The organism is Acidipropionibacterium virtanenii, from assembly GCF_003325455.1.
In the GTDB taxonomy this organism is placed as follows: Bacteria; Actinomycetota; Actinomycetes; order Propionibacteriales; family Propionibacteriaceae; genus Acidipropionibacterium; species Acidipropionibacterium virtanenii.
This window is the reverse complement of the sequence record NZ_CP025198.1, coordinates 2,977,912-2,999,175: the sequence shown is the minus strand read 5'-3', so window position 1 is coordinate 2,999,175 and position 21,264 is coordinate 2,977,912. Positions and strand designations below refer to the sequence as shown.

The 21,264-nt window shown below is 69.4% G+C and carries 18 protein-coding genes; 5 read left to right on the top strand and 13 right to left on the bottom strand.

Going from position 1 to position 21,264, the window contains the following annotated elements; all coding sequences use genetic code 11:
* Positions 1–89 precede the first annotated feature (89 nt).
* From JS278_RS13905 to JS278_RS13890, 4 genes are all read right to left on the bottom strand, one after another.
* A complete protein-coding gene (locus tag JS278_RS13905; RefSeq protein WP_114045712.1) occupies positions 90–1,922 on the bottom strand; it encodes a glycoside hydrolase family 35 protein in 1,833 nt (610 codons plus the stop codon).
* Positions 1,923–2,030: 108 nt separating this feature from the next.
* A complete protein-coding gene (locus tag JS278_RS13900) occupies positions 2,031–3,389 on the bottom strand; it encodes an ABC transporter substrate-binding protein (RefSeq protein WP_114045711.1) in 1,359 nt (452 codons plus the stop codon).
* Between the two features lie 78 nt (positions 3,390–3,467).
* Positions 3,468–4,352, bottom strand: a complete 885-nt coding sequence (locus JS278_RS13895; protein WP_114045710.1) for a carbohydrate ABC transporter permease — start codon at positions 4,350–4,352, stop codon at positions 3,468–3,470.
* Positions 4,352–5,284, bottom strand: a complete 933-nt coding sequence (locus JS278_RS13890) for a carbohydrate ABC transporter permease (RefSeq protein WP_220149985.1) — start codon at positions 5,282–5,284, stop codon at positions 4,352–4,354. Before JS278_RS13890 ends, JS278_RS13895 begins: the two co-directional genes overlap by 1 nt.
* Before the next feature lie 119 nt (positions 5,285–5,403).
* Here JS278_RS13890 and JS278_RS13885 point away from each other — a divergent pair, with 119 nt between their 5' ends.
* Positions 5,404–6,444 (top strand): LacI family DNA-binding transcriptional regulator, encoded by a 1,041-nt coding sequence (locus JS278_RS13885; RefSeq protein ID WP_245935122.1) that lies wholly within the window; start codon positions 5,404–5,406, stop codon positions 6,442–6,444.
* A gap of 90 nt (positions 6,445–6,534) precedes the next feature.
* Here JS278_RS13885 and JS278_RS13880 read toward each other — a convergent pair whose 3' ends face one another.
* Genes JS278_RS13880 through JS278_RS13870 form a run of 3 tightly spaced genes read right to left on the bottom strand, consistent with a single transcriptional unit; the run spans position 6,535 to position 11,026 of the window.
* Positions 6,535–8,619 carry an ABC transporter ATP-binding protein gene (locus tag JS278_RS13880; RefSeq protein WP_342767025.1) on the bottom strand — a complete coding sequence of 695 codons (2,085 nt, stop codon included), beginning with the start codon at positions 8,617–8,619 and terminating at the stop codon, positions 6,535–6,537.
* A complete protein-coding gene (locus JS278_RS13875; RefSeq protein WP_114045707.1) occupies positions 8,616–10,352 on the bottom strand; it encodes an ABC transporter ATP-binding protein in 1,737 nt (578 codons plus the stop codon). The genes JS278_RS13880 and JS278_RS13875 overlap by 4 nt, the downstream gene beginning before the upstream one ends.
* Positions 10,343–11,026: a TetR/AcrR family transcriptional regulator gene (locus JS278_RS13870; RefSeq protein ID WP_147243227.1), complete on the bottom strand. Its 684-nt coding sequence runs from the start codon at positions 11,024–11,026 to the stop codon at positions 10,343–10,345. The genes JS278_RS13875 and JS278_RS13870 overlap by 10 nt, the downstream gene beginning before the upstream one ends.
* A 116-nt stretch (positions 11,027–11,142) precedes the next feature.
* Here JS278_RS13870 and JS278_RS13865 point away from each other — a divergent pair, with 116 nt between their 5' ends.
* Complete coding sequence (locus JS278_RS13865) at positions 11,143–11,796, top strand: HAD family hydrolase (protein ID WP_114045705.1); 654 nt, start codon at positions 11,143–11,145, stop codon at positions 11,794–11,796.
* Positions 11,797–11,880: 84 nt separating this feature from the next.
* Here JS278_RS13865 and JS278_RS13860 read toward each other — a convergent pair whose 3' ends face one another.
* A complete protein-coding gene (locus JS278_RS13860; RefSeq protein WP_114045704.1) occupies positions 11,881–12,798 on the bottom strand; it encodes a TetR/AcrR family transcriptional regulator in 918 nt (305 codons plus the stop codon).
* A gap of 217 nt (positions 12,799–13,015) precedes the next feature.
* Between JS278_RS13860 and JS278_RS13855 the strand changes: the two genes are divergently transcribed.
* Positions 13,016–13,510 carry a flavodoxin domain-containing protein gene (locus JS278_RS13855; protein WP_114045703.1) on the top strand — a complete coding sequence of 165 codons (495 nt, stop codon included), beginning with the start codon at positions 13,016–13,018 and terminating at the stop codon, positions 13,508–13,510.
* A 72-nt stretch (positions 13,511–13,582) separates the two neighbouring features.
* Here JS278_RS13855 and JS278_RS13850 read toward each other — a convergent pair whose 3' ends face one another.
* Genes JS278_RS13850 through fdrA form a run of 4 tightly spaced genes read right to left on the bottom strand, consistent with a single transcriptional unit; the run spans position 13,583 to position 18,581 of the window.
* Complete coding sequence (locus JS278_RS13850) at positions 13,583–14,560, bottom strand: amino acid kinase family protein (RefSeq protein ID WP_114045702.1); 978 nt, start codon at positions 14,558–14,560, stop codon at positions 13,583–13,585.
* Entirely contained in the window at positions 14,557–15,450 is an 894-nt protein-coding gene (locus JS278_RS13845; RefSeq protein ID WP_114045701.1) for an oxamate carbamoyltransferase subunit AllH family protein, read from the bottom strand. The genes JS278_RS13850 and JS278_RS13845 overlap by 4 nt, the downstream gene beginning before the upstream one ends.
* Complete coding sequence (locus JS278_RS13840) at positions 15,447–16,781, bottom strand: YlbE family protein (RefSeq protein WP_114045700.1); 1,335 nt, start codon at positions 16,779–16,781, stop codon at positions 15,447–15,449. Before JS278_RS13840 ends, JS278_RS13845 begins: the two co-directional genes overlap by 4 nt.
* 39 nt (positions 16,782–16,820) lie before the next feature.
* On the bottom strand, positions 16,821–18,581 hold the full coding sequence (fdrA, locus tag JS278_RS13835) for an acyl-CoA synthetase FdrA (protein WP_114045699.1): 1,761 nt from the start codon (positions 18,579–18,581) through the stop codon (positions 16,821–16,823).
* 69 nt (positions 18,582–18,650) lie between these two features.
* Here fdrA and JS278_RS13830 point away from each other — a divergent pair, with 69 nt between their 5' ends.
* Positions 18,651–19,388, top strand: a complete 738-nt coding sequence (locus JS278_RS13830; protein WP_114045698.1) for a GntR family transcriptional regulator — start codon at positions 18,651–18,653, stop codon at positions 19,386–19,388.
* Positions 19,388–20,140, top strand: coding sequence for a sulfite exporter TauE/SafE family protein (locus tag JS278_RS13825; RefSeq protein ID WP_114045697.1), 753 nt, complete (start codon positions 19,388–19,390; stop codon positions 20,138–20,140). The genes JS278_RS13830 and JS278_RS13825 overlap by 1 nt, the downstream gene beginning before the upstream one ends.
* Before the next feature lie 125 nt (positions 20,141–20,265).
* Here JS278_RS13825 and JS278_RS13820 read toward each other — a convergent pair whose 3' ends face one another.
* Positions 20,266–21,141, bottom strand: a complete 876-nt coding sequence (locus JS278_RS13820) for a MurR/RpiR family transcriptional regulator (RefSeq protein WP_114046350.1) — start codon at positions 21,139–21,141, stop codon at positions 20,266–20,268.
* Positions 21,142–21,264: the final 123 nt, after the last annotated feature.

Here is a 21,264-nt window from a genome sequence, read left to right as displayed (position 1 = left end):
CCGCTAGAGGATGAAAGCAGAGTTGGAGACGCAAAGCTGGGACACAGGATATGGGGTCCGGGCGGCATGCGACCGGCCGGGCCCGGATGTCAGGTGGTGACCGGCGGATTCAGAATCGGCTGATCCAGGACCGGTGCCGAGAGGGTGGCGATCCGCGCACCAGGGCGCGGGTGCAGGTCCATGACGACGACGTCGTTGGCCCCGGCCCGCACCATCGGCGCCGGGACGTACAGCGTGCGCTGGGGCCCGCGCTCCCAGAACCGTCCCAGGCAGACGCCGTTGAACCAGGCGACGCCCTTGCCCCATCCGGCGGTGTCGAGGAAAAGATCGGCGGGCCCGTCGACGTTCAGCCGTCCCCGCCTCAGGACCGGGCGCTCCGGAGGCGCCCCGCGACCGGCGTCGGATCCGTCGAGCAGGCCGCCCGGATCATCGGGCACCGTCAGATACTGCCAGTCGGTGATCTCCAGCTGCCCGCCCGGCTGCCCGAGGCCGGACCTCCCGAGGCCATGCTCCCCGAGGCCCTGCTTCCCGGAGCGCACCATCGCGGGCCCGATCAGGCCCTTGGGCTCCCCGAGGCGCGGCCCGTAGTCCACCCGGCCCTGGTCCTCCACCAGCAGCGTCAGGTCGTAGGAGCCGTCCGGAATCTGCACCGAGCGGGACTTCTCCGCCCGGTCCAGCACCCCGAGCAGGTGGTCTCCGGCGAACACCAGGGCGCGGTCGCGGACCTCCGCGAGGGACAGTTCGGCGGCGTCATCCAGTTCGATCCGGGCCCGGTAGAGGGCGAATCCCCTGAACTGGCCCATCTCGTCCATGGTGGGCAGGTGATCGAGGACGCTCCAGGTTCCAGAGGCCTCGACGGCGTCGAGCAGATCGATCTCCCGGGGCAACGGCGCTGAGGTCACCGGGGCGGGGTCGGCGGGCTCGGGCTCCTCGTCGGGCAGTTCGGTGTACTTCCCGATGACCTCCCGGAAGGCCCAGTACTTGGCGGTCGGGCGACCGGCCTCGTCGAGCGGGGCGTCGTAATCGTAGCTGGTGGTGATGGGCTCGTAGGTGCCCTTGTCGTTGGCTCCGTTGGTGAGCCCGAAGTTGGTGCCCCCGCAGAGCATGTAGAGGTTCACCGAGGCGCCCGCGCCGAGCAGCGCGTCCAGGTCGGCGGCCGCCGCTCCGGCCTCGGTGGTGTGGTGCGGCGTGCCCCAGTCGTCGAACCAGCCGTTCCAGTACTCCATGCACATCAGCGGTCCGCTGGGCTGGTGACGTCGCAGGGTCGCCAGCCGCTCCGGTGACCGGGATCCGAAGGAGCCGGTGTGCAGCAGCCCGGGCAGTGACCCCGCGGCGAGCATGTCGTCCTCGGGCTGGTCGACCGTCGTCAGCGGCACCGTGATCCCGGCGGACCGGGTGACGCCCACCAGCTTGCGCAGATACTCGGGATCGCTCCCGTAGGCGCCGTACTCGTTCTCGATCTGGACCAGGATCACCGGCCCGCCGCGGTCGATCTGAAGGGGCGCGATGATCTCGTAGACCCGTCTCAGGTAGGCCTCGACGGCCGCCATGAAGACGGGCTCGTCGCGACGCACCCCGGCGGCCTTCTCGCCGAACAGCCAGGCGGGCAGCCCGCCGTCGTCCCACTCGGCGCAGATGTACGGCGCCGGCCTCACGATGGCGTGCATCCCCTCGTCGGCCACGGCCTTCAGGAAGGCCGCCAGGTCCAGCCCGTCCTGCCAGGACCACTGCCCCTCCACCGGCTCGTGGGCGTTCCAGGCCACATAGGTCTCGATCGTGTTGAGCCCGAGCAGCCGCGCCTTGTGGATCCGGTCTGCCCACTGGTCCGGGTGGATCCGGAAGTAGTGGATCGCGCCGGAGAGGATGCGGTGCGGATGGCCGTCGAGCAGGAAGTCGTGCTCGCCGAGGGTGAAGGTGGTCATCGATGTCCTTGAGAGAGGGTGGGCAGGCCCATTCCGCCCGACACGCCGCGTCCGGGCACCGGAGGTGCCGGATCACGGCGTGTCGGGAGTGATCGGGGCAGGCGGCCGTCAGGAGGTCTTGACGGTGAAGCCCTGCTTGTTGCCGTACTCGACCAGGGCCTTCTGCCAGTTCGCCAGGCCGGTGTCCAGGCTCGTGTTCTTGGCGTAGGACTGGCCGACGGTGTCGGCGTAGACGCTGTTGCCGTACACCTGGTAGGGCAGGTACTGCCATCCGGAGACGACGTTCTTCGCACCCGCCGCGAGCACCTCGTTGATCTTCTGACCGCCGAAGTACGCCGGGGCGTCGTTCAGGAAGGCCGAGCTCGCCAGATCCTTGGTGGTCGACGGGAATCCGCCGCTCTTCATGAAGATGTCGATGCTCGCCTGCTCATGGTTGAGCCAGCGCAGGAAGCCGGCTGCCAGGGCGGTGTTCTGGCTCTGGGCCATCACGGCCTGGGCCGATCCGCCGTTCTCCGAGTTGACCGCGGTGCCGTCGTAGGTCGGCATCGGGGCGACCCGCCACTTGCCCTTGCCGGCGGCCACCGAGGCGATGAAGTTGCCGGGCATCCAGGCGCCGGTGAGCAGGGTGGCCAGAGTGCCGTTGCCCAGCCCCTGGAACCACTCGTCGGACCATCCGGTGATGGGGGAGAGGAGCTTGCCCTCGACGAGCTTGTTCCACACCGCGGTCCACTTCTTGGTGCCCTCGTCGGCCAGGTTGATGGTGACGTCGGTGCCACTGGCCTTGAAGGGCTTGCCCCCGGCCTGCCAGATCATCGAGGTGGTGAAGCCGGCGTCCCCGGAGTCGGAGGTGATGAACGCCTTCGGATCGGCGGCGTGCAGCTTCTTGGCGACCTCGACGTACTCGTCCCAGGTCTTCGGCACGGTCAGCTTGTGCTTGTCGAAGACCTCCTTGTTGTAGAACATCGCCATCGGGCCCGAGTCCTGGGGCAGGCCGATGAGCTTGTTGTTCTGGTTGACCGATCCCCACGGGCCGGTCGAGTAGTCGGACTTGAACGAGTCGAAGCCGACCTGGTTGAGGTCGTAGAGGGCGCCGGGCAGCGCGAACTGGGAGAGCGCGTAGTACTCGATCTGGCAGACGTCGGGCACACCGGACTTGGCCGTGATGGCGTTCTGCAGCTTCGTGTAGGTGGTGGCGGCGGTGCCCGGGTTGACGAGCTTGACCGTGACGTTGGGGTACTTCTTCATGAAGGCGGCCACCTGGTCCTTGCCCGACGGCGTCCAGGACCAGTAGGTGAGGGTGCCGCCCTTCTTGAGGGCCGCGTCCACGGCGTCGGCATTTCCGGTGGCCTTGGCCGAGGAGCCGGTCGAGCTGGAGCCGGAGCCTCCACAGGCGGCCAGACCGGCGCCCACGGCGACGGCTCCCAGGCCGGCGAGGAAGCCGCGGCGGGTGGTGACGTATCTGCTCATGTCTGATTCCTTCTTCGGATCGAGGTGGTGTTCTTGAACGGGTGGTGGCGACCGGACGGAGTGGGGTTCAGGGGGTCATCACCCCTTGACGCTTCCCGCACTCAGGCCGGACTGCCAGTAGCGCTGAAGGAGCAGGAAGATGATGACGATCGGGAGGATCGTGATGAGGGCGCCGGCGATCACCAGGTTGTAGATCGGCTGCGCCGCGGCACCGGTGGCCTGCGCGGTCCACTGGCTCAGGCCCACCGTCAGCGGGTACCACTTCGGGTCGTTGATCATGATCAGCGGCAGGAAGTAGTTGTTCCAGGTGGCGACGATGGCGAACAGCGCCACGGTGACGATGCCGGGCCCCAGCAGCTTGAGGCTGATGGTGAAGAAGGTGCGGAACTCGCCGGCGCCGTCGAGGCGCGCCGCCTCGAGCATCTCGATGGGCACCGCGTCGGTGGCGAAGGTCCAGACCAGGTAGAGGCCGAAGGGGCTGATGAGGGAGGGCAGGATGACCGCCCACGGGGTGTTGGTGAGCCCGAGCTTGCTGAACATCAGGAAGGTGGGCACCGCCACGGCCGCACCCGGCACGGCGACCGCGCCCAGCACGACGGCGAAGACGCCGCGGCGCCCGGGGAAGTTGTACTTGGCCAGCCCGTAGCCGCCCAGGGTGGCCAGGATGGTCGCGCCGCCGGCGCCGACCACCACGTAGAGCAGGGTGTTGAACAGCCAGTGCAGGAAGATCCCGTTGTCGTAGGTGAAGGTGCCGACGATATTGCTCCACAGCGAGAAGTCGCCGCTGAACCACAGCCCGAAGGAGCTGAACAGGGAGCCCTGGGTCTTGGTCGCGTTGATGATCAGCCACAGCAGCGGCATGAGCGAGTAGACGGTGAAGATCACCATCGCGACGGTCAGGACGACCGAGCGGCGCTGACGGGGATCGCGGGCCAGGTGGCGGGTGGGTTGCGAGGCGCTCATCACATGGTCTCCTTCCGGGAGCCGCGCAGCTGCACGACGTAGGCGATGACCGCGGTGATGACGCCCATCACGATGGCGACGGTGGCGGCGTAGTTGATCTGCTGGCCGGCGAAGGACAGGTTGTAGGCGTAGAGGTTCGGCGTGAAGTTCGTCGTGATGGCGTTGGGCGCCAGCGGCTGCAGCAGGTTCGGTTCGTTGAACAGCTGGAAGCTGCCGATGATCGAGAAGATGATCGAGATCACGATCGAGCCCCGCAGCGCCGGGAGCTTGATGTGGCGGACGATCGACATCGCCCCGGCGCCGTCCACCTCGGCGGCCTCGTAGAGCTCCTGGGGGATCACCTTCAGGGAGGAGTAGAAGATGAGCATGTTGTAGCCCATGAACTCCCAGGTGACGATGTTGCCGATCGACAGCAGGATCCAGCTGGAGACCAGCGGCGCGATGTGAGTGCCGAGCAGGTCGTTGATCGACGCCGTGAGACCGAACTTGTCGCCGTACATGAAGCCCCAGATGAGGGTCGCGACGACGCCGGGCACCGCGTAGGGCAGGAAGAGCAGGATCCGGTAGGAGCCCGGCCCCCTGAGCCGTCCGGAGTCGATGCCGAGCGCGGCGATCAGGGAGAGCACCGTCATGATGGGCACCTGGACGAGCAGGAAGATCGCCACCCGGCGCAGCGCCGACCAGAACTTCTCGTCGGTGAAGACCGCCTTGTAGTTGTCCAGGCCGACGAAGGACGTCCCCCCGATGAGCTTCTGCTGGAAGAGGCTCAGGTACACCGAGTAGGCCAGCGGAGCGACCAGGAAGGCCGCGAAGACCAGCAGGAAGGGGGTGATGAAGAGCCATCCCGTCCAGCGTTTGCGGTCCTTGCGGAGCGCCTGTTCCGCGCTGCTCCCGGATTCGGGTGGAGCTGCGGCTACCGTCATTGAAGCCATGCGTCCCTCACTGATCTTCGTTGATGTTGACGTCGCCATGAACTGTAGACACAACCCTGTGTTGACGTCAACACCTTCCTCCTGTGAGAATCGGACAACCGCACATCAGGAGGTTTCACGTGGCTGCGAGGATGCAGGGGAAGGGTGCTCGGCGGGTCTCCCAGGCCGACGTGGCAGGACGTGCCGGGGTCTCGGGCCAGACCGTCTCCCGGGTCGCCAACGGGATGGACAATGTGGAGCCCGCCACCCGGGAGAGGGTCCTGGACGCCATGCGCGAGCTCGGCTACCGGCCCAACAAGGCCGCCCGGGCGCTGCGCTCGGGGCACTTCGGGACGATCGGGGTGACGGCCTTCAACCTGAGGACCCACGGCAACGTCCGCACCCTCTCGGCCATCGTCGACGCCGCCGGGGAGCAGGGCTACTCGGTGACCCTCGTCCCGGTGGCCAGGCCCACCCGGTCGGCCATCCTGCACGCCTTCGACGAGCTGCTGGACCAGGCCGTCGACGGCGTCATCCCGATGATCGAGATCCCGCTGTCCGACTCCACCGATCTCACCATCCCGCCCGGGCTGCCGGTCGTGGTGGTCTCCTCGGGGGCCGCCACCGGGGCCTTCCCCTTCGTCGACAACGACCAGAAGGGCGGCAGCCGGGCCCTGATGGATCACCTGATCGGCCTGGGGCACCGCGAGATCCGCTTCCTCGGCGGCCCCGTCGACTCGTACCCGGGCCGTCAGCGCGAGGAGGTGTGGCGGGAGAGCCTCGCCGGTGCCGGGCTGGAGATGCCGCCCGTGATGCGCGGGGACTGGACTCCCGAGGACGGATACATCGCCGGGCGGGAGGTGTCCCGGGAGTCCGGCGTCACCGCCGTCGTGGTCGCCAACGACCAGATGGCCCTGGGCGTGCTGCGGGCCCTGCACGAGGCCGGCCTGCGGGTGCCCGAGGATGTCAGCGTGGTGGGATTCGACGACATCGGGGAGGCCGCGTCGTTCTGGCCCCCGCTCACCACGGTCCACCAGAACTTCGAGGACGTCGGCCGGCGTGCCGTGGCGATGCTGCTCGACGAGATCCGCGGCAAGGGCACCGGCGACGCCGCCGGACCCGTCGTCATTCCCACCTCGCTGGTCGTGCGGGGCTCCACGGGGCCCGCGCGACCGTCCTGAGGAGACGAGAATCCCGCTCAACGGCCTGTTTCGTCCCGATCGGGACGAAACAGGCCGTTGAGCGGGGAATCCGTTGTCGCAGACTCCCGATCAGTGGACCGGCTGCTCCTCCTCCTCGACCGCGGAGTTGAACTGGGACTCGTAGAGGTCGTAGTAGGCGCCCTCGGCGGCCATCAGCTCGGAATGGGAGCCCTGCTCCACGATCGCTCCGTGCTCCATCACCAGGATGAGATCGGCATCGCGGATGGTCGAGAGCCGGTGGGCGATGACGAAGCTGGTGCGGCCCTGACGAAGGTTGTTCATGGCCTTCTGCACCAGCACCTCGGTGCGGGTGTCCACCGAGCTGGTGGCCTCGTCGAGGATCAGCAGTTCGGGGGCCGCCAGGAAGGCCCGGGCGATCGTGATGAGCTGCTTCTCGCCCACCGACACGTTGGATCCCTCCTCGTCGATGACGGTGTCGTAGCCCTCGGGCAGGGAGTGCACGAAGCGATCCACGTACGCCGCCCTGGCGGCCTTGACGATGTCCTCCTCGGAGGCGTCGGGCCGGCCGTAGGCGATGTTCTCGCGGATCGTGCCGCCGAACAGCCAGGTGTCCTGGAGCACCATGCCGATCCTGGCGCGCAGCTCGGCCCGGGGCACCGAGCGGATGTCGGTGCCGTCCAGGGTGATCCGCCCGCCGTCGATCTCGTAGAACCGCATCAGCAGGTTCACCAGGGTGGTCTTGCCGGCCCCGGTGGGCCCGACGATCGCCACGGTCTGCCCGGGCTGGGCGGTCAGCGACAGGTCGGTGATGAGCGGGACGTCGGGGGAGTAGGAGAAGCTGACGTTCTCGAAGGCCACCCGGCCCTGGGTCGTCGCCAGCTCGCCGTGCTCGTCGGCACTCATCTCCGACGCGTCGAAGACCTCGAAGACCCGCTCGGCCGAGGCCACACCGGACTGGAGGAGGTTCGCCATCGAGGCGATCTGGGTGATCGGCTGGGTGAACATCCGGGAGTACTGGATGAAGGCCTGCACATCGCCCAGCGGCATCTGCCCGCTGGTGACCCTCAGGCAGCCGACCAGCACCACGATGACGTAGTTGATGTTGCCGATGAGGAACATCACCGGCTGGATGATGCCCGAGATGAACTGGGCCTTGAAGGAGGCCTGGTAGAGCTCCTGGTTGCGGTCGTGGAAGATGGCTCCGACCGCGTCCTGGCGACCGAAGGTCTTCACCAGGGCGTGGCCGGTGTAGGCCTCCTCCACCACCGCGTTGAGCTCTCCGGTCGACTTCCACACGTGTGCGAACTGCACCTGGGAGCGCTTGCCGATGAGGGCGGCGACCACCCCGGAGACCGGGATGACGACGATGCTGATGACGGCCAGCAGAGGCGAGACCCAGAACATCATGATGAGCACGCCGATCACCATGAGGACGGCGTTGAGCAGCTGCTGGAGGGTCTGCTGCAGAGTCTGGGCGACGTTGTCGATGTCGTTGGACATCCGGCTCATCAGCTCGCCGCGGGGCTGCTTGTCGAAGTAGGCCAGCGGCAGTGTGTCGAGCTTGGCCGAGAGCTTGCGGCGCAGCCGGAAGATGGCCTGCTGGACGGCGGTGTTGAGCAGGAATCCCTGCAGGAACATCAACAGCGCCGAGACGACGTAGACGCCCAGGGCCAGCAGTACCACCAGGCCCAGCTTGTGGAAGTCGATGCCGTGGCCGATGACGATGTCGTCGTACTGGCGCAGCACGTCGACGAATTTGCCGAGCTGGCCGGCCTGGCCGGACTTCTCGGCCATCGAGATGAACTGGTCGGCGGTCATCCCCCGGGCCTGCGGGATGCGGTTGCCGAGCTGCTTGCCGATGACCCCGCCGAAGATGACGTCGGTCGCCCGGCCCAGGATCTTGGGACCGATGACGTTGAGAGTCACCGAGATGGCGGCGATCACGATGATGATCCCGATGACCGCCTTGTTCAGCGCCAGCTCCTTGAGCAGGCGCTTCAGCGAAGGGCCGAAGTTCACCGCCTTCTCGGCGATCTGGCCGCCGCCTCCCGGGCCGTGACCGTGTCCACCGCCGCTGCGGGCGGCCTGGCGGGCGATCTTCTGCTGCTCCTCCTTGGAGAGGGTCCCGGGCTTCTGCGAGGCCTCGGCCTGCGGGTCCTTGCCGGGGGTCGGGGTCTGCGACGTGGCGCTCATGCTGCGGCCTCCTCGGCGGAGAGCTGGGAGTTGACGATCTCGACGTAGGTCGGGCAGGTCTCCAGGAGTTCCTCGTGGGTTCCCCTGCCGACCAGTCGGCCGTCGTCGATGACCAGGATCTGGTCGGCGTTGCGGATGGTCGAGACCCGCTGGGCGACGACCAGGATCGCGGACTCGGTCACCGACTCGGCCAGGGCGGCGCGCAGCCGCGCGTCGGTGGTGACGTCCAGGGCGGAGAAGGAGTCGTCGAAGAGATAGACGTCGGCCTTCTTCACCAGCGCCCTGGCGATGGACAGGCGCTGCCGCTGACCGCCGGAGACGTTGGTGCCTCCCTGGACGATCGGGGCGTCGAGTCCCTCGGGCATCTCGGAGACGAAGTCGTCGGCCTGGGCGATCCGCAGCGCCTCCCACAGGTCCTCGTCGGTGGCCTCGGGATCGCCGTCGCGCAGGTTGGAGGCGACGGTCCCGGTGAACAGGTAGGGCTTCTGCGGCACCAGCCCGACGGCTCTCTCCAGCAGGTGCGGGTCCAGGGCGCGGACGTCGACCCCGTCGACGAGCACCGATCCGCCGGTGACGTCGAATAGCCTCGGGATGAGGTTGACCAGGGTGGTCTTGCCCGCCCCGGTGGAGCCGATGATCGCGGTGGTGGTGCCCTTGGCCATCGTGAAGTCGATCTCCGAGAGCACCGGTTCGTCGGCGCCGGGATAGCTGAACTCGACGTCGTGGAAGGCCACGGTTCCGGGCTCGGTGGTCTCGGCGACCGGATGGCTGGGCGGGGTCACCGAGGTCTCGGTGTCCAGGACCTCCAGGATGCGGGTGGCGCAGACCGTGGCCCGCGGCCAGAAGATGATCATCATCACGGCCATCATCACGCTCATCAGGATCTGGATGAGGTAGGTGGTGAAGGAGGTCAGCGCGCCGACCTGGATCTCGCCCGAGTCGATCCGCGAGGAGGCGAACCAGAACACCCCGATCTGAGAGATGTTCATGATGAACATCACGAGCGGGAACATGGCGGCCATGTAGCGGCCCACCGACACCTGGATGTCGCGCAGATTGCCGTTGGTGGTGTTGAAGCGCTGGGCCTCGTAGGGCTCGCGGACGAAGGCGCGCACCACCCGGACGCCGGTGATCTGCTCACGGGTGACCCGGTTGAGGTCGTCGATGCGGGACTGCTGGCTGCGGAAGAGCGGTCCGAGCCGGGTCATCAGGATGCCGATGACACCGCCCAGCAGCACCACGGCCACGACGATGATCCAGGACAGTCCGACGTCGGCGCGCAGGGCCATCACGACGCCGACGATCATCGTGATCGGGGCTCCGATGATGAGGCCCAGCACGAAGAAGACGAGCATCTGCACCTGCTGGACGTCGTTGGTGGTCCGGGTGATGAGGGAGGGCGCGCCGAACTTGTTGACCTCGCGGGAGGAGTACTCGATGGTGCGGTTGAACACGGTGTCGCGGATGTCGCGGCCCAGGCCCATGGCCGTCATCGCGGCCAGGTACATGGCCGCGACCTGACAGATCGCCTGGCCGGCCGCCACGGCCAGCATGATGGCCGAGTGGGACTTCACGAAACCGGTGTTCAGGGCGACCACGCCCTTGTTGATGATGTCGGCGTTGATGGTCGGCAGGGTGAGCGAGGCCACCTGGGCGCCGATCTGGAGCAGCAGGATGACGAGGACCTGCCAGCGGTACGGCCGGATGTACCGGCCGACGAGTTTCACGAGCAAGGGGACTCCTGGGAAAGGACTGATGAGGAAGGGGTCTGCGAGGGGTACGGATCGGGCCCGGGGGGCGCTTCCGGTGCGACGGCGATGCCGTTGAGGAGGATGTCTGTGAGCTCGGTGGCGGAGAAACGATGGCCTGCGATCGGTGCCAGGCCGCGATCGACCAGCACCACCGACATGAGAAGGATGCACGCCTGGTCGACGGGGAGGCGCAGCCGGTCAGTGTAGCGGTTCAGGAGGCCGGTCAGCGAACCGGTCACTGCGGCGTGCCAGGCGAGGATCCCGTGATGGGGATCGTCGGGAGGGCCGTGGTGGGGTCGGTGGGGTACCGGTGGCCGGTGACGCGGGTGGAGGGATGTCATCACCGCGCTGATCGATTCGAAATGGCCCTGCATGAGGCTCAGGGCGTGCTGGACGGCCTGCGGGAGGTCGAGATCCCCCGGTGTGGCGTCGATCTCCCGGCACAGCGGCCCGGGGTCGAAGACGTCGTCGACGACGGCCCCGATGAGGTCGTCCTTCGTGTCGAAGTGGCGGAAGACGGTGCCCTCGGCGATGCCGGCCGCCTCGGCCACCTCCCGGGTGGTGAAGGTGATGCCGCGCCTGACGAGCAGCGCGTGGGCCGCCTCCACGATGGAGGCGCGGCGCTGCCCCGGGGGCATGGGGTGGGCTCGTGTCACGTCGATGCAGCATATGTGAGTGAGTGGTCACTCACAAGTGGTGGCAGAACTCATCGCCGGTCCTGGCCTGGGCGGTATCGGGGGATACGGCACGGGGGATGGGGGAGGATGGGGTCATGAGCGAGGAACTGGGAGCACTGGCCGGGCGCGTCTTCGAGGCGGTGCTGTTCGATTCCGACGGGACCCTCATCGACTCCACGCCGGTGGTGGAGCGGGCCTGGGCGCGGTGGACCGAGGAGTTCGGCGTCGATGACACCGACATCCACCACGGGGTGCCGGTGATCGAGATCGTCAGCCGGCTCATCGAGCCCGCCCGGCGCTCCCGGGCGCTGGCCAGGATCCGCGAACTGGAGCTGGGCGACGTCGACGGCGTGGTGCCGCTGCCCGGCGCGGTGGACGCGCTCACCGCCCTGGATGCCGCCACCTCGGCCATCGCCACATCCTGCGACCGCGACCTCATGGAGGTCCGCCTGGCCGCCTCCCGCATCCCGGCTCCTCCGGTGGTGGTGACCCGCAGCGACGTCGAGCACGGCAAACCGCACCCGGATCCCTGGCTGCTCGCCGCCTCGGGACTGGGCGTCGACCCGGCCCGCTGCCTGGTGGTGGAGGACTCCCAGGCCGGCCTGGACGCCGCACGCGCCGCGGGCTGCGCGACCCTGGCGCTGCGCACCACCTGCACGGGCGAACTCGATGCCGACGCCGTGGTCGAGGATCTGTCGCGCGTCCGGTTCGCGAAGGGGCCCGAAGGGGTGCGCATCACCCCGCGCTGACCGTCCGAGGCTCTGTCGAGTTGATGCTGATTGACGGACATCACCTCGACACTGCCTCGACGGGCCGGCCCGCGGGCTGACGTCTCAGTCCGCGGTGAGGATCCTCCGGGCGATGGCGGGGAGGTCTGCGAGCTGATCGTGCAGGCCGGACAGACGGCCGGCGTCCCAGCGGATGCCCGGATCGGGCTGCACGGCGTCCATGAAGACGCCGACCGCACCCAGGGCCGCCGCGCTCCACGGCGAGACGACCTGTGAACCCAGGACGCGTCGCGGAGTCAGTGCGACGATGGGGGTCGGGTCGGAGTAGCCGCGGATGAGCATGCCGGTGGCCATCGCCCCGACGCTCAGCGACAGCTGCTCCCAGGTCGTGGCGTCCGGCTCGTCGAGCCGGTAGCCGATGATCCCGCAGAGGGTTTCGAAGGCCCGGGCACGGGTCGCGGTGAAACGCTGCTCGGTGGCGGTCAGGGCCTCGGCCACCCGGGTGCGCAGCTCGGCGTCAGGGAGCCCGATGTGGCCGGCCCGAAGCACCATGTAGGTGCGCCACCGGGGGGAGCCGAGCATTGTGACCAGATCGGTCTGCATGAGCACCCGCAGCGCCTCGACCAGGGCGGTGCGGCGCCCCTCGGGCGTGGTGACGTCGATCGCGGCGATGTCGTCGGTCAGGGCGGCGACGAGGGCGTCGATGTCGCTGGACAGCTCGGTGGCCCGGGCGATCTCCAGCAGGAGGCTCGCGGCGAACTGGTCCTTGGTGGGCCAGCGCCGGTAGGAGGAGGTCCGGGAGACTCCGGCGTCGCGGATGAGATCCTCCATCGACAGGTGCTCCAGGCTCAGTGACAGGCCGTTCTCGGCGACGAAGCGGGCGCCGGCGTCGAGCATCCTCCGCTCGGTCTGCGCGTCGGAGAGCCGCCCGCGTCTGCCGGTGCCGGTGTGGATCGGCTTGTGGATCGGCTTGCGCAGTGGGTCATGCGCGGGCTCCTTCGCGCCCGTCCTCTTGTCTGCCATGCGGCAAGGCTAGTACGCTGATGGTACTTGGTACTCCGAATACCAAATACCAAAGACCGAATGTCAAGTACCGAATGTCAAGTACCGAATGTCGAAGACCGAGGCGGACGGATACCGAAGTGGTTGAAGACCGGGCCTGGACGGGCCGCACGTCCAGGCGGGCATGCGTCCGGGGGCACATCTCGGGGCGCACGAGGACCTCAGGAGGAGAAGTCCGATGAATGTTCTGATGATCGTGGAATCGTGTTTCGGCAACACCGCCGAGGTGGCCGGGGCCATCGCCGCCGCACTGCGCGCCGGTGGGGCGCAGGTCCGTCTCGTCCAGGCCGACGCGGCGCCCGCCCCCGCGGGGGAGGATCTGGTGATGATCGGCGCCCCCACCCACAACATGGGCCTGCCGAATCCCGCCAGCCGCTCGCAGGCCGAGGCCAAGGGCGCCCGGGCGCCGCTCCCGGGGGTCGGGGAGTGGATCGATGCCCGGCCGAGGAGTCTGGATGCGGCGCGCGTCGTCGTCTTCTCGACGGTGACCGGAGGGTTCATGTCCGGGTCGGCGTCCAAGCAGATGGCCAAGAGACTGCGGCGCCACGGCGTCCAGGAGGCCGAGCGCGAGGACTTCAGGGTGCTCGGCACGACCGGCCCGCTGGCCGACGGGGAGCTGGAGCGGGCCGGCAGATGGGCCGAGACGATGCTCGCCGCGGTGGGAGCGGACTGATTTCGGTTGAAGAGCTGTCGAGTTGATGCCAAATGACCAGCATCAACTCGACACAGCTGCGGGGAATGCCGGTCAGCGGGTGATCGACGTCCCCGCGGTCCCGGCGATGAGCTTCTCCAGCTCCGAGAGCCGGCCGATCACGGCGCGTCCGCCGTGCTTGGCGACGAAATCGCAGCCGGCCCGCACTTTCGGTCCCATCGACCCCTCGGCCAGATCCATGGCCTCCAGCTCGGCCACCGTGGCCGACCGGATCGGCCTGGCGCGCGGCGTCCCCCAGTCCGCCATCACGGCGTCGGCATCGGTGGCCAGCACGAGCACATCGGCCTTGAGCTCGGCGGCGAACAGCGCGGAGCTGGTGTCCTTGTCCAGCACCGCCTCGACGCCGACGTAGTAGCCCTTGTGGTCGCGGGCGATCGGGATCCCGCCTCCACCGGTGCAGATGACGATGTGCCCGGCAGCCAGCAGCTGCTTGGTGGAGTCGACCTGGATGATCCTGCGGGGCCGGGGGCTGGGCACCACCCGGCGCGGGTGGCCGCCGTCGTCGGCGAAGGCCCAGCCGTGCTCGGCCGCCAGCGCCTCGGCCTGCTCACGGGTGTACACCGGCCCGACAAACTTGGTGGGGTGCGCGAAGGCCGGATCGTCCAGGGAGACCTCGGCCAGGGTGAGCACGGTGGTCACCAGCCGCCGGGCGCCGCCGCTGCGGATGACCTCCCCCTCCCGGTGCGCCTGCGCCCGCTGCTGCTTGGTGAGAGCGCGGGAGCGCCGGGTCATCTCGTTGCGCAGCTCGGTCTCGATGAGGTAGCCGATCATTCCCTGGGTCTCTGCGCCCAGCACGTCCAGAGGGAGGGGGGCGCTCCCGCCTGGATCGCGCTGGAGGGCGAGCATGCCCACCTGGGGGCCGTTTCCGTGGGTGATCACCAGCTCATCGGTCGCGGCGACGTCCAGGAGCGTGCCGCACACCTGACGGATCTGGGCGCGCTGGTCGGCGACCGTGTTGGGGCGTCCCCGTGGGGCGATCGCATTGCCCCCGACGCCGATGACGACTCTCATGACACGTCCCCCTCTTCGGAGATGACTGTTCGGTCGGAGACTGCTGCTTCGTGGCAGACGACCGCTTCGGCCAGGGCGTTGACCCCGGCCATCAGATCCGCCCCGGAGGTGTGCCCGTGGCGGGCCAGCCGGTCGACGGCCCCGGTCTCGGGGCGCTGCGCGGCCGGGAGACCCGCCCCGGGGCCGGTGAGAGCGGCCAGAAGGTCCAGCACGGGGGGCGCGAGATCCCCGGCCAGGGCCAGTCGCAGGGTGGTGAGCGAGACCTCCGTGGTACGGCCGTGGGCCCATCCCGACCGGAGCCGCCCGGCCAGCCGGCGTCTGGCCCGTGCGCCCACGCCGGCGCTCATCGAGGCGGCGATCAGACCGACCAGGGCGTCATCGCCCGACGGCGTGAGCCCGATGCCCAGGCCGCACAGCTCGTCGAGGGCGTCGACGTCGCGGTCGGCCGCCAGGGCCCGTGCGGCCCGCTCCAGGCGGGGCCGGCCGTAGACGTCTCCCTCGCCGGAGTCGAACCAGGACGCCGGCACCTCGAAGGGGCGCGGGGCTCTCGAGGGGCTCAACCGGGTGGCCACGACGTCGTCGGCCGAGACCCGCAGCACCACCGGGGTGCCGATGCGCGTCCCCTGCAGACGACGCAGCTCCGGCCCGCAGATCCGGGCCTGGCAGACCGACTCGACCGATTCGGCGCAGAGGTTCACCAGCAGTGGTCCTGCGGCGTCGCGGGCCCTCAGGTTCACGGAGTGGGCGTGGACGCCGCAGAGCGTCCCGGTCATCTCGCGTCGATCTGCGGACCGGGCGCCGGCGAGCAGGGCCACCGGGGCCGAGACCTGCAGCGCCGAGACCTGCAGTGCCCGGACCTGCAGCGTCCGGCCGTCGGGGGTCGTCGTCATGACACGTCGACCCCGTAGACCTCGGCCAGGGCCTCCAGCGCGGACGTGAAACAGCCCATCGGCGCACGCACGGTGCCGGCCCCGATCTGGCCGACGCCGGGGTGCTTCGAGGCGATGCCGGAGTTGATGATCGGGGTGATGCCGGTCTGGACCACCAGGCGGATGTCGATGCCGGTCGGAGCCCCCTGGAAGTTCCAGGTCGGGATGGGCATGTTCGGGTTGTGGGCGGTGACCACCTCGGCCATCTCCTCGGTGGTGGCCAGCGCCTCGGCGAATCCGCCGGCCCCCAGGAAGGGGGTGACGCCGGGCGCGGCGACGATGCTCATCCCGCCCAGCCCGAAGGTCTCCATGATCGCCGAGTCGCCCATGTCGGGGGCCGCCTGGGACTGGTCGTAGCCGGTGAAGAAGAGGCCCGAGGGGGTGTTGACCGGGGCGGTGAACCAGCGGTCGCCCAGGCCCGAGACGCGGATGCCGAACTCGTGGCCGTTGCGGCACATCGCGGTGACCACTGATCCGGCCCGCACCTGTCGGGCGGGATCTGCGCAGGCCTTGGCGGCGGCCATCGCCACATTGAGGAAGAACTGGTCGGTGCGGGCCAGGAAGTCGCTCACCTCGGCGACGGTGGCGGCGGGCAGTCCGGTGCGGACCAGCAGTGGGGCCATGTCACGCGCGAAGAGCGCCGAGGCGGCGATATTGCGCTGGTGCATCTCATCGCCCATGGTGAGCGCCCGGGCCATCACCGGGGTCAGCGGGTAACCGGCTCTCCCGCTCCCGTCACTCCCGCTCCCGGCCAGTGCGAGGGCGCGCGAGAGGGCCGGGCCCAGGACGTCGCGCATCCAGGCCAGCCGCTCGATCACCTCGGCGTCGTAGCCGCCGAAGCGCAGCACCTTTCCGATGCCCTCGTTGAGGGTGGAGTAGGAGACATTGCCGTAGGTGGTGTTGACCACCTTCATGAGTGCCATGTGGGCGCTCGTGATGCCGCCCATCGGGCCCACCGCGCCGACGTCGTGACAGGGGATCAGCCGCACCTGCTCGGCGAGGACCCGGCGGGCGGTCTCCTCGTCATCGGCCCAGCCCTCGAACAGGACGGCGCCGATGCACGCCCCTTGGATGGTCTCGGGCATCTGCTCGACGTCGATCGGAGGCCCGGCGTGCAGCAGCACCTTCTCGTCGGTGGCGAGCTCGGGGACCAGCGTGTGCGCCTGCGCGACGTCGACCAGGACGGGCTGGCCGGCGGTCATGACGTCGACGACGGCCTTGTTGGCGTCGGTGATCGAGTCGAAGTCGTCGATGGTGCGGGAGATGTCGGTGAGTTGCTCGGGGGGATTCATCGCTGCCTTTCTGTGGTGGCGGGATCAGTGCTGGCGGGATCAGTGGGCGAGGAGACGTTCGACGATGCGGGCCAAGCGCGGGTCGCCGCCGGCCGGGGGAGCCCAGGACCACTGGACCACGGAGACGTCCAGGCCCGCCAGGTCCTCGGCGAATCCGGCCAGCCCGACATTGACGACCTTCGGGCCGGCCAGCAGGCCGGCGATCCGCGGCGGGACGGGCGAGGGGGTGGGGATCCGGCGCCGGTCCCGGGCGCGGCGGATGAGCGCGGCGGCGTGCCGGGCGGCCGCGGCATTGCTGCCGAGCACCCTGACCCCGGCGTCGGTCAGGGTCGCGATCTGCGCGTCGAGGCCCTGCTCGTCGCGGGCGGTGCCGCACACCGAGGCGACGACGCGGACATCGCGCCCCTGCGCGGCGGCGTGTTCCAGACCCTCGCGGATCGGCCCGGCGATCGCCCCGGCCGGGTCGGGGGCCGAGCCGTGGCCGATGACGACGTCGAGCAGCAGCACCGCGGTGGCCGGATCGGCCAGGGCCCGCACGATCTCCTCGGCGCGCAGCGCGGGATCGATCATCGGATGGGGACGGCCCCGGGTGAAGACGTCGTCGCCCAGATCGATGATCCGGTGGCCCCCGGCATCGAGCACCACGCCGGGGCCGGTGCTGTTGAGCGCGACGTCCAGGCCGAGCTCGTGGCGGACGATGACGCCGGCCTCGTCGGCCAGGGTGCCGCCGGTGAACAGGCCCACCAGGGCGACGTCACCGGGGCCATCAGGATCACCAGGGCCATCAGGATCACCAGGGCCATCAGGCTTCGGCGGGGTGAAGGAGGCCACTCCGGCCAGTTCGACGGCCCGGGCGGCGGCGTCGGCCAGGGTCGGGGCGGCGGTGATGTTGCCACGGCGCCCGGAGTCGCGGCCGGAGCCGCCGGGGCCGGCCGGGGATCCGCCGTCGACGACGTTCGTCACCACCGGCTTCGACAGCTCCTGCGCCACCTGCTCGATGCGTGCGCGAATCTCGGGCGCCGGAGGCTTGCTCACCAGGACGATGACGTCGGTGGCCGGATCGGCGTCCAGGGCCCGCAGCGCCGCCACGGCCGCCCGTCCGCCCACCGGCGCCGACAGGTCGCGTCCGCCCAGGCCGATGGCATGGCTGATGCCGGCGCCCAGCCGGTCCACCTGGGTCATCACCTCCTGGGTGCCGGTGCCCGAGGCGCCGATCACGCCGATCGATCCGGGCGCGCACAGGTTGCCGAAGGCCAGCGGGACGCCGGCGAAGGCCGCGGTGCCGCAGTCGGGGCCCATCAGCAGCAGGCCGAGCTCCTCGGCGCGGGACTTCAGTGCGACCTCGTCGTCGAGGGTGACGTTGTCGCTGAAGAGCATGACGTTCAGCCCGGCCTCCAGGAGACGGCGCGCCTCGGCGGCGGCGTGGACGCCCGGCACCGAGACCAGCGCGAGGTTGGCGTCGGGCAGCAGGGTGCGGGCCCGGGCCAGGCTGTGGACCTGCGGGGTACCGGTGCCGGAGACCGCCGAGCCCTGCTCGGCGAGCAGTTCGTCGGCCCGTGCCGCGGCGTCGGTACAGCTCTGCGGGTCGACGGCGTCGATGCCGATCACCAGGTCGGCGGGGGTGGCGGTGGCCAGCTCGGAGGAGTTGAAGCCGGTGTCGGCGAGGATCGCCCGGTTGGCCGGGGTGCCCATCATCGCCGACGCCTTGGTGACGCCGGGCAGCTCGGAGACGGCGCGGCTGAGCACCATCAGGGCGACCGAGTCCTGGTAGTGGTTCCGCTGGACGATGGTGGTGAGCATGAGACCTCCGGCCTTCGGTACTTGAGACAACGGTATACCAAAGGCCGGAGGTTCGGGTAGGGTTCGGGCATGGACAGTCTTCGTGACAGGGTCGTCGCGCAACTTCGCGAGATGATCCTCAGCAATGAGCTCCCGCCGGGGACGAGGCTGCGCGAGCGCACCCTCTCGGAACGGCTGGGGGTCTCGCGGGTGCCGGTGCGCGAGGCGCTGATGGCTCTGGAGTCCGATCTGCTGGTCGCCCCGGCCCGCCGCTCCGACGGCTCTCCCGCCGCCGGGCTGCAGGTCACCCGGTTCGACCGGCGCGACGTCGCCGAGCTCTTCGATGCCCGCGAGGCCCTGGAGCCGCTGGTCGCGAGACTGGCCGCCGAACATCGTAGCGATGAACAGCTGGCGGGGCTGCGCGAGCACCTGGACCGGGCCCGGCGGGCCGCCTCGAGCGGGGACGACCGGGCGGGGGCGCTGGCCAACGCCGGATTCCACGATCTTCTGGTGGAGGCCTCCGGATCCGTCCTGCTGGTGGGTCTCATGGCGCCTCTGCAGACCAGGATCGAGAGACTCTTCCGGCGCACCATCGTCGGGCGGGCCCCCGAGCTGGCCGACGACCATGCCCGGATGGTCGACGCCCTGGTGGATCATGACGTCGCCACGGCAGGACTTCTGGCCCATCTCCATGTCACCTCGACCCGCGAGTCGAGCCTCGAACTCTTCGACGACTGGTATACCAATGAGGTGTCATCGGGTGGTGGCAGTGTCAGTGGCGCGGCAAGTGCCAGTGCCGAGGCGTCGAGGAATGAGGAGTCCCGCTGATGGATGCTCTCCAGATCGTGGCGATGATCCTGGCCGGTGCCGGAGCGGGGCTGATCAACACCGTCGTCGGCTCCGGGTCGCTCATCAGCTACCCGGTGATGGTGATGTTCGGCCTGCCGCCGGTGAGCGCCAATATCGCCAACACCGTCGGCCTGGTGCCCGGTTCCATCGCCGGCTCGTGGGGGTACCGGCGGGAGCTGTCGGCGCTGCGTCCCCTGCTGCTGCGGCTGGGGGTGGTGGCGGTGGTCGGGGCGCTCATCGGTGCCTTCCTGCTCACCCGGCTGCCCTCGTCGGTGTTCTCGGTGGTGGTGCCGTTCCTCATTCTGTTCGCCGCCCTGCTGGTGGCCTTCCAGCCGCGCATCGCCGCCGCCATGAAACCGGTGGAGGGCACCCGGTGGCGCCCGCTGCTGATCGTCGTGCTGCTCGCCAGCATCTACGGCGGCTACTTCTCGGCCGCCCAGGGAATCATCCTGCTGGGGGTGCTCGGGCTGTGTCTGAAGGCCGGCCTGCAGGAGCAGAACGGGCTGAAGAACCTGCTCCAGACCCTGGTCAACCTCGTCGCGGCGGTGTTCTTCATCGTCTCCGGCGGTATCGCATGGAACTACGCGGGATGCATCGCGGTGGGCTCGGTGGTGGGCGCCCTGGCGGGAGCGTGGGTGGCCAGGCGCCTCCCGGCGAAGTACTTCCGGGCCTTCATCGTCGTCTTCGGCGTGGCCATGGCGATCTACATGGGCTGGCGGGCCTTCTCCTGAACGCCCTCACCCACCCATCCCGATGTCACGTTCTGGGGCGGATGCGAGCGCGGTCGCGGGCCCGAATTGTTCGGGAGGCAGCGAGCCCTGGCGAGCGCGGAGGGGTCGCCCCCTCCGTTGACAACTCAGTCCTCGATCTCGCCCAGGGCGTCGTAGCCGTCGGTGATGAGCCCGACCCGCCGCGACCCCTGGGGGCCGGTCATCGCGCTGGCCTCGTTGGCGATCATCGCCACCAGGCTCATCGCCGATGCGTAGGAGCTGAAGGGTCCTGAAGAGCCCAGCGAGCAGGGCAGGAAGTGGTTCACCGTCCCGGCGTGACGCAGGGCGGAGTTGTCGGCGATGAGTACGACGTCGGCGTGCAGCTCGCAGCAGAACCTCAGCAGCGCCTCGAACCCGGAGGTGCGGCGTCGCAGACCCACCAGGACGACGGTGTCTCCGGGACCCATCCCGACCAGGTCCTCGGCCAGGGTCTGGCCCGGCACTGGCAGCAGCCGGGTGCGGGGCCTCAACTGCACCAGCTGCTCGCGCAGGTGCAGCGCCACCGGGTAGGAGTTGCGCTCCCCGATGATCACCAGATCGGTGGCCCCCATCATGCTGGTCACCGCCGCCTGGAGCCGCCCGTCGGCCAGCCGGCCCAGGTGTGCGATGTTGCGGGACTCCTGGGCCAGATGCGCATCGATGCCCCGTGACGGGCCGAGCGGGACGCCGCGGGCCTGCCTGGCCTCGGCCCGCAGTTCGGCGAATCCCTGGTATCCCAGCCGCCGGTAGAGCCGCGACAGGGTGGGGCGGGAGACACCCGACAGCCGGGACAGGTCGGCCGAGGAGTAGGTGGCCAGATCGTCCAGATGCTCCAGGATGGTGGTGGCGGCCCGCCGCTCCTGGCCGGTGAGCCCGGACTGGGCCTCGCGGATGCGCTCCTCGACGGGATTGGCGGAGGACTCGTCGTCCCCGATCCGCTCCTCCTGGCTCAACTCGCCGCTGCGCCCGGGCTCACCAGTCATCGTCGTCTCCATCGTCGGTGGTGTCGCCATCCTGCCCCGCCGCCGGTCCGGCGAGGCGAGATTTCACGCCCGAGACGTGCGTCAACGTCGATGGCGGTGCTGTTTGACCGCTTCTGGAGAGAG